We start from the raw sequence: 16,101 nt of genomic DNA, 5'->3' as shown, positions 1-16,101 counted from the left end.
GACGAAGTGCCTGGAGCTCTCCCCCTACCTGCCGTCAGTACGTGGCATCGCCGTCATCGTTACCGCGCACACCGTTCTGGCGCCACCCACCCCTGAGCCATCGAAATCATCGCCACGACGATCGCGGACATGGTCTACATTGCGGTATCCGGCAGTTGCTGACGTGGTCTCAGGTGTCCGACCAGTGACGAGGACGATGTTGCGAACAGTTACGGGAGCCGACGGGGTCTGGTGGAGGGCGAACGGTGGAGATCGAGGCCATGGTCACGGCGGTGTCGTCCATGCTGGGGCCGGTGCTCCAGTTCCTAGGACGCCGGCAAGAGGGGACGCCACGCGACGAAAGCGACGCTCAGCCGCTGCCGGCCGGTGCCGAACCCGTCTACGCCGTTGTCCGTGAACGCTTCGACGTCGAGCCAGCCACCGCGCTCCTGCTCGACCGGCTGGCGCAGGAACCAGAAAGCACCCTGTGGCAGGGCACGTTCCGCGCCGCCCTCGCGGACATGCTCGCTCAGGATCGAGGGTTCGCCGACCAGGTGGTTGAAGCGCTCAACCGGGCCCACGGGCCCGGCGGCGCAACTAGCGTCACGGATGCCGGTGCCGTCGCAGGCCGGGACTTTTCCCAGCGTGGCCGTTACGTGGCGGGCCGGGACCTGCACATCGGTGACCGGACGCCGCAGGACCCAGGCGCGCAGCCGTGACCGAGGGCCCTGCGGAAACGACGCCCCCTGACGGCCCCGTCGGCCCCGTCACCGCCGTCCAGGACTCCGGTCTCACCGCGGGACGGGATGTCCACCAGAGCGGGCAGTACGTCGCCGGCCGCGACCTGTCGGTCGTCCTGCCGCAGCGCACCACTGTACGTGCCCTTTCTCAACTGCCCCCAGCCGTACAGCTCGTCGGACGCGCAGCCGAACTCGCCGCCCTCACCGGCCCGCAACCGACCGGCGACGCCACCCGTATCGCCGTCGTTCGCGACGGCGCAGGCGTCGGCAAGTCGGCGCTGGCGATCGGAGCCGCCCACCGGATGACGGAGCACTATCCGGACGTCCACCTGTACCTCAAACTCGGCGGGGAGAACCTGCGTACCCTCTCCACCGCAGCGGCCCTCCAGCATCTGCTGTGGTCTCTCGGCGTCTCCGAGAGCGACATCCCGGACGACCTGGAACGACGTGTCGCCCTGTACCGCTCCACCATCGCCAGGATGCGCGCCGTGATAGTCCTTGACGACGCCGAGTCCGCTCAGCAGGTCGCTCCTCTCATCCCGGCTTCGCAGGCGTACGTGTTCATCACGTCACGGCGTCAGACCGTCGGGCTGCAGGGAGCTCATGTCGTGGATCTGAACCGCCTGTCCGAAGACGCCGCGCTGGAACTGCTCCAACGTGAGATCGGGGCGGAACGGTGCGCGGCCGAACCCTCAGCAGCCCTCGATGTGGTCCGTGCCTGCGGCTGTCTGCCGCTGGCGGTTCAGCTGGCGTCATCCGCGCTCAACTCGCCCTCCGGGAAACGCCGCTCCCTGACGACGTTCGCGCGACGTCTGGCCGAGGAGGGTCGCCGCCACGGCGCGTTCGACACCGAAGTACGAGCCGGCTTCGCGCTGTCATACCGAGCTCTCTCTCCCACCGCGGCACGCGTCTTTCGCAGTCAAGGACTCGTCGCCGCCACTTCCCTCAGCGTGCCCTGCGTCGCCGCTCTGGCCGGTCTCGGCGAGGACGACGTGGAGGACGCCCACGACGAACTGCTGGACGCCTACCTTGCCGAGCCGTCGGGCCCGGAGGGCGACCGCTTCCATCTCCACGACCTGCTACGGCGTTTCGCCCGGGAACAGGCCCGGGACGAGGACGGCGAGCAGGAGTGCGCGAGGGCCATGGCCCGGCTGCGCGCCTGGGCCCTCGCCCTCGCCACCGACAACATCCAGGCGCTGCACTCCCCGGACACGGCGGAAGCCGACCGCGCCCGCCGACAGTTGGACGCGGAAGGAACGGTCCTCGTCACCGTCGTGGAACAGTCGACACCCCAGAGCGGTGGCGCGGCCGATGCCGTCGCTCTCGCCCTGTGCCTGGAGCCCTGGTTCGAAGCCGGCAGCCATTACGAGGCATGGCGGCGGGCGTACGAGAGCGCCCTGAACCACGCCGTCGCCTCGGGTGACGAAGCCTGCGCCGTACGCCTCCTGCTCGGCCTCGGCGACCGCAGCCGCCTCCTGCGCGACCACACCGGCGCCGAGCACCGTCTAGCCGACGCCCTGCAACGCGCCCAGAACCTCGGGCAGCCACCACTGGTGGGCCAGGCACACTTCCAGTCCGGCATGCTCCTGCGCGAACGTGGACGATACAACGAGGCGATCAGCCACCTGAGCCTGGCCGTCGACGCCCTCACCGGCAAGGACAGCCATGCTCTGGCCCAGTCCCACAACAACCTCGGGCACACCCTGCGCCGCCTCAAGCGATATGAGGAGGCTGCGGTCCACCTGCGCCAAGCGGCCGCGATCGCCGCCCGGCTCGGCGACCGCACCGTGACCGGCTGGGCCACAGCCAATCTGCTCGCCACCCTCCGCGCGCAGAACCGGCTCTCCGAGGCGCAGGCGTGCTACGGGCCCGGCCTGGCGGCGTTCGAGGCCGTCGGGCACCGGCTCGGACAGGCATGGATGCACTGCCACCTGGGCGCCGTGCGCGCGCAGCAACAAGAGTGGCCCCAGGCCGTCGACCTGTTCACCCTCGCGGTCGACCAGTTCACCGCACTGGACGACGCGTACGGTCTGAGCGCCGCGTACGGCGGGCTGGCGGAAGCCCACCGCGCGCAAGGAGACCTGGGCCAGGCCGCGACCCTTTTCGCGCGAGCCGCAGATCGAGCCGAGCAGGCGGGCGACGTGCACCGCCGCGCGCTTGCCACGCTCTGCCGGCTCACGACGCTTCAGGGCCTCGGTGGGGCCGCCACACCCGATCAGGTCTCCACGGCTGAATCAGCCGCACAAGCGGCCCTGACCGCCCTGGACGAACCGCGGCGGCGGGCCGTACTCCGAAATCCGCGATGGTCCCTGGACTGAAGAGCAAGCGTCGGGGTTGTCGCATGAGGTGACTGTGCCCGGCGCAGCCACCGTCGACCCGCCTGGGTCGGCGAAACCGGCGAACCCGACTGGTGCGACACCGAGGACTTCCTGGGCGCCCTCTACCCGCTGATTTCGAAGACCTGCGTCGCCACTTCGCTCCCTGGGGCGCTTTCAGTGACCATCCCCTGATCCTGGAGGCGAACGAGGATTCGCAGTCGGTTCGCGCCAACCACGCGACTCTACCGAGTGACGACAACCCGGGAACGGGTCCTGTGCAGGGGCTGCTCCTTCATCGAGGAGGAGTACTACTGGCCGGCCGACCCCGCTCAGGGCCCGGCCACATGGCCGGTGATGGCCCGAGTCGACCCGCTGGAGCCATTACAGCGTTTCGACATTTCCGCCTCGGAGTTCGTCCACCGCGTTCTCACGGAGAGCAGAATTCTCGCCGTTCGGTGTTGCAGCCTCGATCCCGGCCGCGAACACGCCGGGTTGCACAGCAAGCAGGCGCGCGCCAAGTACCCTCGCCAGAAGGGGAGTTGCAGCTTCCGCCAGCCACAGGACGTATGCTGGACGTCTGGGCTGCGCGCCGGCTGGGGGCTCCGACTCGGGGGAGGGTGCGTGGATGCGCATCGCACTGCAGAGCTGAAGGTTTTTGTACCCATCAAGTACGACCTCGGCGGGACCATCTTCGACACCAGGCGCCTGATGCAGGCGGTGGAGGCCCGTCACGGCACCGTAGGCGTGGACATGACCATGCTGCGCAGCTGGAACCTGTCGTATCTGGCCGGGCACTCACCGGTCCTCTCGTGCGCGCTCTCCGAAGGGGAGACGGTGCTCGCCGGGGCCAAGTGGTCCTTCGACTGCCGCATGCGGGTGTACCCGTGGCTCGGCGTGGTCTCGGTCGACTACACGTTCACCCTCGTCGAGGGCGTAGCCGACATCGAGCGCTTCTACGACGATCTGGTCGAGTGGAAGAACCGGGACTACCTGCCCTACCTCGAGCGGTGCCACGCCCTCAGCGACAACCTGAGCCTCCGGATCCCCCCTGGCCTGCGGGCCGGTGACTCCGAGGCGCACGGCTCCGCGGTGCGGGCCCTGCGGAGCGCCACGGCCGGGATCATCGAGCCAAGGCCGTTCCTCTACGCCTTCCACGACTTCCGCCTGTGCTTCATCGGCGACTCCGACAGCCTCCCCGACGAGCGGGTGCGGCAGTTGCTGTGGCTGTCCGACGGTGAGGCCGCCCTCCCTGAGGACGGACTCACCCACCCGCTCGGGTTCAGGGGCCTGGAGGTCGCGAGTTCCGGCTGGTCGACGGTGGTCCGGGGGGAGCCCGGAGCGGTGGCCGCCGAGGCCGAGACGGTCACCACCTTGCTGAACCTCGTCCACGCCCAGTGGTACGTATGCCAGTTGTGGATCAACGCCCACGACCTGCGGGGAGGGCAAGGAGGCGCGGGCCGTCGGCTGGCGGGCGCCCACGTCCTTTCCGCCAATCAGACGGCCCTCGTGCAGGACCTCTCCGAGATCGACAATCTCGACGTCATGCTCAAGGACCCCGTCCTGCTGCGGGTCGCGGAGTACCTGGAGACCAACTTCAAGGTCCGCAGGCACAAGGAGACCGCCATGTCGCTCCTGCACGCCCTCGAGAATCACTCCCGTCAGCTGGCGGACCACAACAACGAGACCGAACTGCGCCGGGTCCAGGTGCTGTTCGCGATCTCGGCAGCCGCCGGCATAGCCAGCCTCGTGCCCTCCCTCACCGACGTCGGATTCACCCTGCTCCACGTGGTGGCCACGGTCATTCCCCTGCTTGGTTTCTGGGCCTTGTTCGCAGTAGATTTCACCGGTGTGCGCCGACGGTTCGGGAGGCGGCGCCGACGACCGTGAGCGGCCCGGCGAAGGAGTGGCGTGAACGACATCAGCACACGGTGGTACCGGCCGGGGGCGATCCCCGCCGTCCAGGTCCGTGAGCTGACAGACATGTTCACGGAGGTCGCCGGCGAGTTCGTCCCCCCGCTCACCCTGCGCGGTGGGACCGCCGTGTCCGACCTTCGCGAGCGCGGCCCCGGGGCCGCGCCCTCCCCCGGGAACGGCTACCTGGACGAGATGCTCCAGCAGGAGCTCATCATGTCCCGGCGCGAGGACGAGGTCGCCGGCTTCGTCTCCTTCCGCAGCAACCACCAGGACCCGCGCTACGCCGATCTCTGCCCCTGCCTGTACGTGAGCACCATCGCCGTACGGCACGGCCACCGGCGGCACGGCATCGCACGCGCCCTTTACGAGGAGCTCTTCGCCCTCCCGGCATCCCTGCCCCCGTGGGTCGTACTGCGCACGTGGTCCACCAACACCGGCCACCTCGAACTCCTCGACCGACTCGGGTTCACCACCATCCTCCGTCTCCAGGACGACCGCGCCGACGGAGTGGACACGCTCTACCTCGCGACCGATCGCACCGCGAAGGCAGGCGCTCCGGCGGGTGGGTTCGCGGCAGGAGCGACCTGACCCGCCCCCAGGCCGGCGCGCGCCGGGGCTGCCCTGGGAGCCTTCAGCCGTAGCCAGCACCGGGGCCGGCGGTGCCTGCTGGGCTCCCGGGGCCGGAGACGCCGGAACCTGACCGGTCGTCGGTGGTCAAGGCTGCCGGCAGGAGCGGCAGTTGCAGGTCACGGTGTGGAAGTTGGACTTCACTTTGCGGTCTTGGCGCCATAGTCCCAGTGGTAGTTCTCATCGCTCGACGTGCAGCGCCCCGACACATGCAGGGTGAGGGCACGCCCGCACGCCGCACACCTCGCAGGCCGGACGCGGCCGATGACGGCGATTCCGCCGAGGCCCACGGCATGAAAGGCGCTCGCGCTCCCGTCGGCCTCCCCGCCGCGTTCGGCCCCTGAGCCGCCGAGCCGGATCCCCGGGCCACAAAGTTGTGTTCCACCTCTTGACCCGCGTTCCCGGCGCGCGCACAGTACTCGTTAATGCGCATCACTAATACGCATTAACAGTCTGGAGGAACAGTGCCGGAGGAACCCACCAAGCGGGTCAGGCGAGGCCGGGCGGCCGTGCCGGCCGGGCGTACCGGGCGGCCGCGTCAGGCGGAGGTCGCCCGGCTCGCGGGGGTCTCGCAGGCGACGGTCTCCCTGGTCCTGGGCGGGAAGCCGCAGGGCGCCGCCATCTCGCAGGAGACCCGGCAGAACGTGCTCGACGCCGCGGGCCGCCTCGGTTACGTACCGGATCCCGCGGCCCGCCGGCTGGCCGCCGCGCGCAACGACCTTCTCGGGGTCTTCAGCTTCACGGCCACCTTCCCCACCGACGTCCAGCACTCGTACTACCCGTTCCTGGTCGGCGTGGAGCGGGAAGCGGCCGCGCGCGGGTACGACCTGGTGCTCTTCACCGGGTCCAGCTCCGGCGGCGCGGGAGCGGCCGGCCCGCACGCCCTGAACCGGGCGCGGCTCGCCGACGGTTGTCTCCTGCTCGGACGTCACGCGCCGGTGGACGAACTGCGCAGGCTGGTGGACGACGGGTTCCCCGTGGTCCACCTGGGCCGCAGGGACGAACCGGAGGGCCTCGCCTGGGTCGGCGCCGACTATGTCAGCGCCAGTCGCGAGGTCGTCCAGCAGCTCGCGGCGCTCGGGCACCGCCGCATCGTCCTCGTGCGCGAGGACGACGAGGCGCCGGCCTCCACCGACCGTGAACAGGGGTTCCTGGAGGGCCTTCGGGCGGCGGAACTCCCTGACGCCGAGGCGGTGTTCCGTAGTGCGGACCCGGCACTCGACCTCACCCCGGAGCGCCTTCGGCGGTGGCTGGCCGATGGCGTCACCGCGTTCGTGGCCGAGGAGACCGACAGCGGCGCCGCCTGGCGGGCGCTGAGCACGGCTGTCCGTGAAGCCGGCCTGGAGAGTCCCCGCGATCTCTCCCTGGCGTTGCTCGGCAGTCCCCCGCCGGACCTCGCCGGCGATCCGGAGCCCACCGGATTCGACATCCCCCGGGCGCAGTTGGGCGCGGAGGCCGTACGCCTGCTCGCCACGCTGGTCGCCGGGGAGGACGTCCCGGAGCGGCTGGTGGCGCTGGTCGCCTGCGCCTACCGGGCCGGCGCCACGGCGGGTCCGCCGCCCGGCGCACGACCGGATCCCGGCTGACCCGTACACCCCATCACACGCACGACCCCGTACCGCACAAGGAGAACTGTGATCCCCGAACCGGACATCCTCATCGTCGGCGGCGGCCTGGGCGGCGTCGCCGCCGCGCTCGCCGCCTGCCGGGCCGGCCGGACCGTCGTCCTCACCGAGGAGACCGACTGGATCGGTGGCCAGCTCACCAGCCAGGCCGTCCCGCCGGACGAGCATCCCTGGGTGGAGCAGTTCGGCACCACCGCCACCTACCGGGCGCTGCGCGAGGGCATCCGCGACTACTACCGGCAGTGGTACCCGATGCGCTCCGAGGCGCTCGCGCTGCCCGGTCTCAACCCGGGGGCCGGCCGGGTCAGCAAGCTCTGCCACGAGCCGCGGGTCGCCCTCGCCGTCCTGGAGGGCATGATCGCTCCCCACCGGGCGTCGGGGCGGCTGACCCTGCTCACCGAGCACCGGGCGGTCGCCGCCGAGTCGGACAACGATGTCATCGGCCCGGTCACCCTGGAGAGCCTGCGCGACGGGTCCCGGACCACGATCCGGGCGCGGTACGTCATCGACGCCACGGAGACCGGTGAGCTCCTCGAACTCGGCGGTGTCGAGCACGCCGTGGGCGCCGAGTCGCGCGCCGAGTTCGGGGAGCCGCACGCCCCCGAGGAGGCGCAGCCCCTCAACCAGCAGGGCATCACCGTCTGCTTCGCGGTCTCCCACCACGAGGGCGAGAACCACGTCATCGACCGGCCCGCCGACTACGACTTCTGGCGCTCCTACCGGCCGGACTTCTGGCCGGGCCCGCTCCTCGGCTTCCTCGCCCCGGACCCGCGGTCACTGGAGGCCGTGCCCCGTACGTTCGTGCCGAACCCGGAGGTCGATCCGCTCGCCGTCAACGCCGACCAGAGCGCCGACGCGGGCGACAAGGAGCTGTGGGGCTTCCGCCGCATCCTGGCCCGCAAGATGCACCGGCCCGGTTCCTTCGACTCCGACGTCACCCTGGCCAACTGGCCGCTCAACGACTACTGGCTGAAGCCGCTGATCGGCGGCGGCCCGGAGACCTCGGCCCAGGCGGTCGCGGAGGCCCGGCAGTTGTCGCTCTCGGTCCTCCACTGGCTCCAGACCGAGGCCCCCCGCGAGGACGGCGGGATCGGCTTCCCCGGTCTGCGGCCGCGCCCCGACGTCACGGGTACGGCCGACGGGCTCGCCAAGGCGCCCTACGTCCGGGAATCGCGGCGCATCAAGGCCGTCACCACCGTCGTCGAGCAGGACGTCGCGATCGACGCCGTCGGCCCCTACGGGCGGACGGCGTACCGGGACTCGGTGGGGGTCGGCAACTACCGGATCGACCTGCACCCTTCGACGGGCGGCGACAACTACATCGACATCGGCTCGGTGCCCTTCGAGATCCCGCTCGGCGCGCTCGTGCCGCGCCGCGTCCGCAATCTCCTCCCCGCGGGCAAGAACATCGGCACCACGCACATCACCAACGGCTGCTACCGGCTCCACCCGGTGGAGTGGAACATCGGCGAGGTCGCGGGCGCGCTGGCCGCGCACTGTGTCTCCGAGGGCGTCGAACCCCACGCCGTCCAGGCCGACGACAAGCGGTTCGAGGAGTTCGCCCGGCTGCTCGACTCGAACGGGGTCCAGCGCCACTGGCCCGACGTACGCGGCTACTGAGAACGGCCCGCCCAAGGGCGACGAGGCCCGTCACCACCCCTGAACGGCGCTCCACCACGCGGAAATGCCGGGCGGGACAGCTCCACCTGTCCCACCCGGCCCGCCCGCGCACTGCCCACCCGCACAAGGAGGTGCCCAACCATGACCACCCACCGCATCCGCGTCGGCATCGACGTGGGCGGAACCTTCACCGACGCCGTGGCTGTCGACGCCACGACCCTGGAACTCCTGGGACAGGTGAAGGTCCCCACCAGCCATCATCACGAGGACGGCGTGGCCCACGGCATCGTGGAAGCACTCGACCGTCTGCTGGAAGAGACCGGCCGCGCGCCGGAGGACGTCGCCTTCCTCGCGCACGGCACGACCCAGGCTACCAACGCCCTGCTGGAGGGCGATGTCGCCACCGTGGGGCTGATCGGGATCGGTGGCGGCCCGTCCGCCGCGCTCACCCGCCGGCTCGCCGCGCTCGGCAGGCTCGAACTCACCCCGGGCAAGACCCTTCCGCTCGTCTACGCCCATGTCCCCGACCCCGACGACGCGGCGTCGGTCCGGCGTGCCGCCGAGGCGCTGGCCCAGGACGGCGCCCAGGTGCTGGTCGCCACGGAGCCGTTCAGCGTGGACCGGCCGGAGGGCGAGCAGGCCGTCATGGAGGCCGCCCGCTCCGTCGGGCTGCCGCTGACCGCCGCGCACGAGATCACCTCCCTGTACGGGCTGCACAAGCGCACCCGTACCGCGGTGGTCAACGCGGCGATCCTGCCGCGCATGCTCGCCACCGCCGATCTCGTCGACGCCTCGATCACCAAGGCCGGGGTCGGCTCCCCGCTGATGGTGATGCGCTGCGACGGCGGGGTGATGTCCCTGGACGAGATGCGGCGCAGGCCTCTGCTGACGGTCCTGTCGGGTCCGGCGGCAGGTGTCGCCGGCGCGCTGATGCAGGAACGGATCAGCGAGGGCGTGTTCCTGGAGACCGGCGGCACCTCCACCGACATCAGCGTCGTGCGACGCGGCAAGGTGGCCGTCCGGCACGCCACGATCCTCGGCAGGAAGTCCTACCTCAACGCCCTGGACGTACGCACGGTCGGTGTCGGCGGCGGTTCCATGGTGCGGATCGGCGGTGGCAAGGTCACCGGGGTCGGGCCGCGCAGCGCTCACATCGCGGGCCTGCCCTACGCGTGTTTCGCCGCAGCGAAGGACCTGCGGGACGCGAGGCTCACCACCGTCAGTCCGATGGCGGGCGACCCGGAGGACTACGCGGTGCTCGACGCGGCGGGTGGTCGCTTCGCGATCACCATGACCTGTGCGGCGAACGCCCTGGGCCGGGTCCCCGAGGGGGACTTCGCCCGCAGCGACCAGGAGGTCGCCCGGGCGGCGCTCGCCCCGCTCGCCGCGGCCCTCGGCGTGGACACCGCCACGGCCGCGGCACGGCTCCTCGACGCGGGGACGGCACAGGTCGAGGCGGTCGTCGACACGATGATCCGGGACTACCGCCTGGACAAGGACACCGCGCTCCTCGTCGGTGGCGGCGGCGGAGCCGCCTCCGTCACCCCGCACCTGGCCGCGGTCAGCGGTCTCGAGGGACGCATCGCCCGGCACAGCGAGGTGATCAGCCCCATCGGGGTGGCGCTCGCCCTGGTGCGGGAGCAGGTCGAGCGGATCATCCCCGGCGCGGGGCAGGAACAGATACTCGCCGTACGCGCCGAGGCGGAGGCCGCCGTCATCGCCCAGGGCGCGGCGGCCGACGGGGTGGAGGTCGAGGTCACCGTCGACCCGCAGACGAGCACCGTACGGGCCGTGGCCACCGGCGCCACCGAGCTGCGCACCCAGGACCGGGCGCACCGCGCGGACGAGGCCGAGCGGCTCCGCACGGCGGCGGCCAGCCTCAGGACCGACCCGTCACGGGTCACGGTCCTCGCCGGGACCCCCGCCCACACGGTGTACGGGGCCGAGATACGCCGGCCTCTGCGCACCACCCGGCACCCGGTGCGGATCGTCGACGCCGACGGGGTGATCCGGCTGCACGTCTCCGACGCACGGGTGGAGACCACGCGTGTCGCCGAGGCGCCCGAGGTGCTGGCCCGCCTGGTGCGCGAGACCACGTCGTACGGCGACGGCGGGGTCCGCGCCCCGGCCGTGCGGCTGCTGCTCGGCTCCCGTATCGCGGACCTGTCGGGCGTGCTGGACCCGCAGCCGCTGCTCGCGCTCGCCCGCAGCGAGCTGGACGCCCGCGGCGCCGACGAACCGGTGGTCGCCGTGCTGGAGGTACGCATATGAACGCGCCCGCGGTGACCTCGTGGGAGAACACCGGCCGGGAGGACACCGACGATCTCGGTCTCGCGGTGCGGCTGCTGGCCGCGACCCCCACCCACGAGGGCCGCGACCCGGAACTGCTGCGCCACTGGGCGCGTACGGCCGAGGCGTTCGGTTCGGCGCTGGCCCCCGTGCCGTGCCGGGCCAGGATCACCGAGCGCGCCGACGGCCTGGAGCGCGGCCTGCTGGCCCGCTACACCTCGCGGCCCGCTCCGGCCGTGGAGCTCTACACCGACACGATCGCGGCGGCCGAGGCGCTGATCGACGCGCGGGGCTGGCGGCACTGGTACCCGCACGGCTCGGTGCGCGAGGCGGCGCTCGCCCATGAGGCGGTGCACGAACAGCTCCACCACGGCCCGGCGAAGGGCGCGCTGAAGCGGGCCCTGGGCCATGTGGTCCTGCGCGCGGGCCGCTTCCGGATCCTCGGGCACGTGGCGGGCGCGGAGGAGATCGCCGCCCACGCCTACGCCCGTACCGTCTGCGGACTCGGCCGCAGCCCCCTGCATCTCACGGCCGCGCTCGCCGACGCCGTGACCCAGAGAGAGAAGTAGCGCCATGGGCGTAGTCATCCTGATCGTCATGGCGGCCGGTGTCGCCGCGATGCTCACCCGTAAACTCCCCACCGCCTTCGCCCTCGTCCTGCTGGGTGTCGTCATCGCGTTCGTCGCCGGGGCACCGCTCACCGGCAAGGAGAGCGTCCTGGACACGGTCCTCCAGGAGGGCGCCCCGATGCTCGCCTCCACGATGATCGCGGTGCTGCTCGGATCGTGGCTCGGCAAGCTCCTCGACGAGACCGGGATCGCGGGCACCATCGTCCGCAAGATCGTGGAGTTCGGCGGCGACCGGCCGACGGTCGTGGCGCTCGGCGTCCTCGCGGTGTCCGCGCTGATCGGCACGGTGACGGGCTCGGCGCCCGCCGCGATGCTCGCCGGCATCATCGGGATCCCGGCGATGGTCGCGGTGGGCATCCCGAAGGTCACGGCCGCGGGCACCATCCTGATGGGGATAGCCGTGGGCGTCCCGTTCGAGCTGCCCATCTGGCAGTTCTTCTCCACCGCCCTCGACCTGCCGGTGGAGACCGTGCGCGGTTTCATGGTGAAGCTGTTCCCGCCGGCGCTGGTCGCGGCCGTCGCGTTCGTGCTGATCGAGTCCCGCCGCCGGGGCGTCGAGCACGCCTGGTCGCTGAAGACGGCTGCCGACAAGCCGCCTTCACGCCGTGAGCGGCTCGGCGACGCGCCCTGGTACGCCCTGCTCACCCCGGTCGTACCGCTGGTCCTGGCCCTCGGTTTCGAGGTGGCGATCATCCCCTCGCTGCTGGGCGGCGTCCTCTACGCCCTGGTCACCACGACCCGGCCGCGTGAGATGAACAAGCGGCTGCTGCGCACCCTCTACGGCGGGTTCGAGGTCGCGGCGCCGCCCATCGCGCTGTTCATCGCCATCGGCATCCTCCTCGCCGCGGTGAAGCTGCCCGGCGCGATCGAGGCGCTCGAACCCCTGGTGAAGGCCGTCAGCCCGCAGAACCCGGTGCTGTTCGTCCTGGTCTTCACCCTGCTGGTGCCGCTGTGCCTCTACCGCGGCCCGCTGAACGTCTACGGCCTCGGCGCGGGTATCGCCGGAGTCCTCATCGCTGCCGGCATCTACCCCGCGGTCGCGGTGCTCGGTATCGCCGCCTCCTACAACCAGGTCTTCGGGGTCGCCGACCCCACCAGCACCCAGACCGTGTGGAGCGCCCAGTACGCGGGCGTCGGCCCGCAGCAGGTGATGGTGCGCACCCTGCCCTACGTGTGGGCCGTTGCCCTGGCCGGCTTCTGCGTCACGGCCGCCACCTACCTCTGAACACCCCTCTCCCGGGACGGAGTCAGAACATGAACGAGCCACAGAACACGAACGAGCCGCACGCCATCCCGCAGCGGGACAGCCTCCCCGCCTTCCTCTCCCGCCGCGTCTTCCTGCGCGGCGCGGCGGCCACCGGCACGGCCCTCGCCATCGGCGCGGGTACGGCGTCCTCCGCCTCGGCGGCACCCGGCGGCTTTCCCGACTACACCTACGTCAGGACCCTGCTGAGGCCCGAGGACCTCGCGTACAACCCCACCGGGGAGATCATCTTCCCGTGCGTCCGGGGCACGGTGAACCGGCTCTCCTCGGCCCTGGGCCGGTACTACCTCTACTACGCGCCGCACGACGCGCCCGGTGGCATCTGCCTGGCCTACGGCGACTCGCTGGAGGGCCCGTTCACCGAGCATCCGGACAATCCGCTCGTCACCAACGACTGGCAGCCGCACTACAAGGTCAGCCACGTCTCCTCCCCGCACGTCCTGTGGAACGAGGACGAGAAGGAGATGTGGCTGTACTTCCACGGGGAGAACACCACCACCCGGCTCGCCCGGTCCAAGGACGGCATCCACTTCACGTACGACAAGGTCGTGCTCTCCACCTCGATGCTGCCTGCCGGGTCCACCGAGACGTCCTACGCGCGGGTGTTCCGGCACGACCTGCCGGCACGCGGCGCGCGGTACGTGATGCTCTTCATGCTGAACAACACCAGCAACCACCGGGACATCGCCTGGGGCTGGTCGGCCGACGGGCGTGACTGGACCTTCGACCAGGAGCCGCTGATCCGGCATTCCGAGGTCGGAGCGGTCAACGTGGGCGGACCGCATCTGCTCACCCGGGGCGGAAGCGCGTACGTCGTCTACAACAAGGACAAGGCGAGCGGCGGCGACCTGCTGATCACCGAGGTCGGCAACGACTTCTCCCGCCGCGACCACCTGGGCGTCTTCCACGACTCGATGGACGGCGCCCAGGACAACGGCCGCACGGCGTCACCGAGTTTCGGTACGGAGAACGGGGTGCCGTACATGATCTACGAAGCCGGCGAGCGCCTCCAGGGCGCGATCGCCGTCGCGCGCGGCAGGTAGCGAAAGGGGGCGGCCCGTCCGTGGACGGGCCGCCGCTCTCCCGGAGGCGCAGCCCCGGGCGTGGTCAGATGCGCACGGCGGCCTGGAAGCTGCCGATGGTGCTCATCGACTCGTAGCGGACGTACGTGCCCGGGTACGGGGCGTGCAGCACCGTATTGTTGCCCGCGTAGAGGCCCACGTGCGAGGTGTTGTTGAAGAAGACCAGGTCGCCCGGCTTCAACTGGCTGCGTGCGATGCGGGTGCCCTGGTTGATCTGCGTGAAGGTGGTGCGGGTGATCTGCGCACCGGCCTGGGCGTAGGCCCACTGGGTCAGCCCCGAGCAGTCGTAGGAGCCCGGGCCCGTGCCCATGCGGGCGTACGGCTTGCCCACCTGGGTGTGGGCGGCCTGGAGGGCGGCGGCGCCGAGGGCGGAGGCGGGAACCTCGTTGCCGAGGTCGACCTGCCCGCTGCCCGAGGTGGAGGTCTTGTCGCCGATGTCGACCCGCTCGCCTGCGGCGCGGCTGGCGCGCTGCTCGTCCTCGGCGATCTTGGCGCGCTCGGCGGCCGTGAGGGTGTTCAGCAGCTTCTGGGCGTCGGCGAGCTTGCCCTGGGACTTCTTCTTGTTCTCGTTCAGCGTCTCGCGGACCTCGGCGAGGGCCGTGAGCTTGCCCTGCGCCTCCTTGCGCTGCTGCGCCAGGGTGCGCTGCTTCGCCTGGATCTTCTGCAGCGACTCGGCCTGCTTGGCCGACAGCTGGTCGAGCGCGGAGGCCTGGTCGAGGAAGCTGTCCGGGTCCGAGGAGAGCAGCAGCTGGACCGACGGGTCGAGGCCACCGGAGCGGTACTGCGCGGTGGCGAGCGAACCGAGCTGACCGCGCAGCGTGTTGAGCTCGTCCTGGCCGCGGGCGACCTTGTCCTGGAGCGCGTCGGCCTGCTTCTTGAGCTTGTCCTGCTGCTCCTTGGCGCCGTTGGCCTTCTCGGTGGCGACCTCGGCCTCGTGGTAGAGCTTGTCGACCTTGGCCTTGACCTCGCTCTTGGTCGGCTTGGGGTCGGCGTGGGCGGCCTGGGAGGTCAGGGCCACGGCCGCGGCGGCGGTCGCGGTGAGCACGGTCACGCGGGTGCGGCTCGGCTGCTTGGGACGACGGTGGGACGCCACGGAGGCGGGCTCCTTCTTCCTCGAGCCGCCAACCGGGCTGTGGGGGGAAGTGATCCCCGGCTCCGTGCAGGTCACGGACTCGGCGGTTCCTTCGCCGTCACCCCGGGTGGGCAATCAACCGTGCGAAGGTTCGAGGCCTGACCTTAGTAACCATCCCGTTATCCATGCAATCTTCACAGCGTGAATGTCGACACGGGCGGCATGTGCGGGCTGTCAACACACGCCGCGCGGCGGCGACCTGACGGCGTGTCCGGGAAGGGGCTTGTTCAGCGCGCCGCGTCGCCCGAGCCGCGCCGGTACGTGACTCCCGGATGCGAGACCGGTTCGTCGTTCGCGCGCACCTCGTCGACCGGCCTTCAGACCGGCCACGAACTCGTCGACGACGCCGATGAGTTGGCCCTGGTGCCGCGTCGGCGGGCTAGGGGAGCACCAGCATGATGTGCTCCTGCTCGCCGTACATGACCGTCCCGGTGCGACGGAAACCGTGCTTCTCCAGCAGCCGCACCGAGCCGGTGTTCCCCGCGAAGGGGTCGGCGTGCAGGGGCCGTGCCGTCTCCCTGTCGAGGAAGAGAGCCAGCGCCTGGGTGCCGATGCCCCGGCCCCAGTACTGCCGGCCGAGCCAGTACCCGATGAAGCGCCGGTCCTCCTCCCACCACGCCACCAGGTTGCCCGCGAGCTCCCCGTCCACGGTGACGGCTTGCACCAGGTTGGAGGGCTCGCCCAGGACCTTCGTCCTCCAGTGCCTCATGAAGGCCTCGCGTTCCCGGGGCGGGAAGTTCGACCGGCGCACGGACTCCGGGTCGTGCTCCTGCGCGAAGAACACCTCCAGATCGGACTCATCCACATCTCTCAGACGCACCTGTTCACTCATGCCGACGGAGTCTGGCACCCGCCACTGACAGTCCCGGCGGCGGAACGTCG

The 16,101-nt window shown here is 71.1% G+C and carries 12 protein-coding genes; 10 read left to right on the top strand and 2 right to left on the bottom strand.

The genetic code is table 11. The features are described from left to right. Nucleotides 1-245: 245 nt before the first annotated feature. The 10 genes from ACIP63_RS26435 (at nt 246) to ACIP63_RS26390 (ending at nt 14,048) form a co-directional block, all read left to right on the top strand. Entirely contained in the window at nt 246-698 is a 453-nt protein-coding gene (locus tag ACIP63_RS26435; protein ID WP_401520183.1) for a hypothetical protein, read from the top strand. Further along, complete coding sequence (locus ACIP63_RS26430; protein ID WP_401520181.1) at nt 695-3,037, top strand: tetratricopeptide repeat protein; 2,343 nt, start codon at nt 695-697, stop codon at nt 3,035-3,037. The genes ACIP63_RS26435 and ACIP63_RS26430 overlap by 4 nt, the downstream gene beginning before the upstream one ends. 621 nt (nt 3,038-3,658) lie before the next feature. Continuing rightward, on the top strand, nt 3,659-4,924 hold the full coding sequence (locus tag ACIP63_RS26425) for a hypothetical protein (protein ID WP_401520178.1): 1,266 nt from the start codon (nt 3,659-3,661) through the stop codon (nt 4,922-4,924). 21 nt (nt 4,925-4,945) lie between these two features. Next, complete coding sequence (locus tag ACIP63_RS26420; protein WP_401520175.1) at nt 4,946-5,539, top strand: GNAT family N-acetyltransferase; 594 nt, start codon at nt 4,946-4,948, stop codon at nt 5,537-5,539. 548 nt (nt 5,540-6,087) lie between these two features. Then, nucleotides 6,088-7,164: a LacI family DNA-binding transcriptional regulator gene (locus tag ACIP63_RS26415; protein WP_401520730.1), complete on the top strand. Its 1,077-nt coding sequence runs from the start codon at nt 6,088-6,090 to the stop codon at nt 7,162-7,164. 48 nt (nt 7,165-7,212) lie between these two features. Then, nucleotides 7,213-8,823: an FAD-dependent oxidoreductase gene (locus ACIP63_RS26410; protein ID WP_401520173.1), complete on the top strand. Its 1,611-nt coding sequence runs from the start codon at nt 7,213-7,215 to the stop codon at nt 8,821-8,823. Nucleotides 8,824-8,964: 141 nt separating this feature from the next. Continuing rightward, nucleotides 8,965-11,094, top strand: coding sequence for a hydantoinase/oxoprolinase family protein (locus ACIP63_RS26405; RefSeq protein WP_401520171.1), 2,130 nt, complete (start codon nt 8,965-8,967; stop codon nt 11,092-11,094). Next, nucleotides 11,091-11,681: a hypothetical protein gene (locus ACIP63_RS26400; RefSeq protein WP_401520169.1), complete on the top strand. Its 591-nt coding sequence runs from the start codon at nt 11,091-11,093 to the stop codon at nt 11,679-11,681. The genes ACIP63_RS26405 and ACIP63_RS26400 overlap by 4 nt, the downstream gene beginning before the upstream one ends. A gap of 4 nt (nt 11,682-11,685) precedes the next feature. After that, complete coding sequence (locus ACIP63_RS26395; RefSeq protein WP_401520167.1) at nt 11,686-12,966, top strand: TRAP transporter large permease subunit; 1,281 nt, start codon at nt 11,686-11,688, stop codon at nt 12,964-12,966. A 29-nt stretch (nt 12,967-12,995) separates the two neighbouring features. Then, nucleotides 12,996-14,048 carry a hypothetical protein gene (locus ACIP63_RS26390; protein ID WP_401520165.1) on the top strand — a complete coding sequence of 351 codons (1,053 nt, stop codon included), beginning with the start codon at nt 12,996-12,998 and terminating at the stop codon, nt 14,046-14,048. A 64-nt stretch (nt 14,049-14,112) separates the two neighbouring features. Here ACIP63_RS26390 and ACIP63_RS26385 read toward each other — a convergent pair whose 3' ends face one another. Further along, nucleotides 14,113-15,180 (bottom strand): NlpC/P60 family protein, encoded by a 1,068-nt coding sequence (locus ACIP63_RS26385; protein ID WP_401520163.1) that lies wholly within the window; start codon nt 15,178-15,180, stop codon nt 14,113-14,115. 418 nt (nt 15,181-15,598) lie between these two features. Continuing rightward, nucleotides 15,599-16,051 (bottom strand): GNAT family N-acetyltransferase, encoded by a 453-nt coding sequence (locus ACIP63_RS26380; protein ID WP_401520161.1) that lies wholly within the window; start codon nt 16,049-16,051, stop codon nt 15,599-15,601. Nucleotides 16,052-16,101: the final 50 nt, after the last annotated feature.

The organism is Streptomyces sp. NPDC088746, assembly GCF_044751065.1.
Classification (GTDB): Bacteria; Actinomycetota; Actinomycetes; order Streptomycetales; family Streptomycetaceae; genus Streptomyces.
Note: the sequence above shows the minus strand (reverse complement) of the source record. Positions and strands in the feature narration are given on the sequence as shown.

What these genes read in the sequence shown, in the direction of transcription:
- ACIP63_RS26405 (WP_401520171.1), top strand. Translation starts at nt 8,965, where the DNA reads ATGACCACCCACCGCATCCGCGTCGGCATCGACGTGGGCGGAACCTTC.
- ACIP63_RS26400 (WP_401520169.1), top strand. Translation starts at nt 11,091, where the DNA reads ATGAACGCGCCCGCGGTGACCTCGTGGGAGAACACCGGCCGGGAGGAC.
- ACIP63_RS26395 (WP_401520167.1), top strand. Translation starts at nt 11,686, where the DNA reads ATGGGCGTAGTCATCCTGATCGTCATGGCGGCCGGTGTCGCCGCGATG.
- ACIP63_RS26390 (WP_401520165.1), top strand. Translation starts at nt 12,996, where the DNA reads ATGAACGAGCCACAGAACACGAACGAGCCGCACGCCATCCCGCAGCGG.
- ACIP63_RS26380 (WP_401520161.1), bottom strand. Translation starts at nt 16,051, where the DNA reads ATGAGTGAACAGGTGCGTCTGAGAGATGTGGATGAGTCCGATCTGGAG.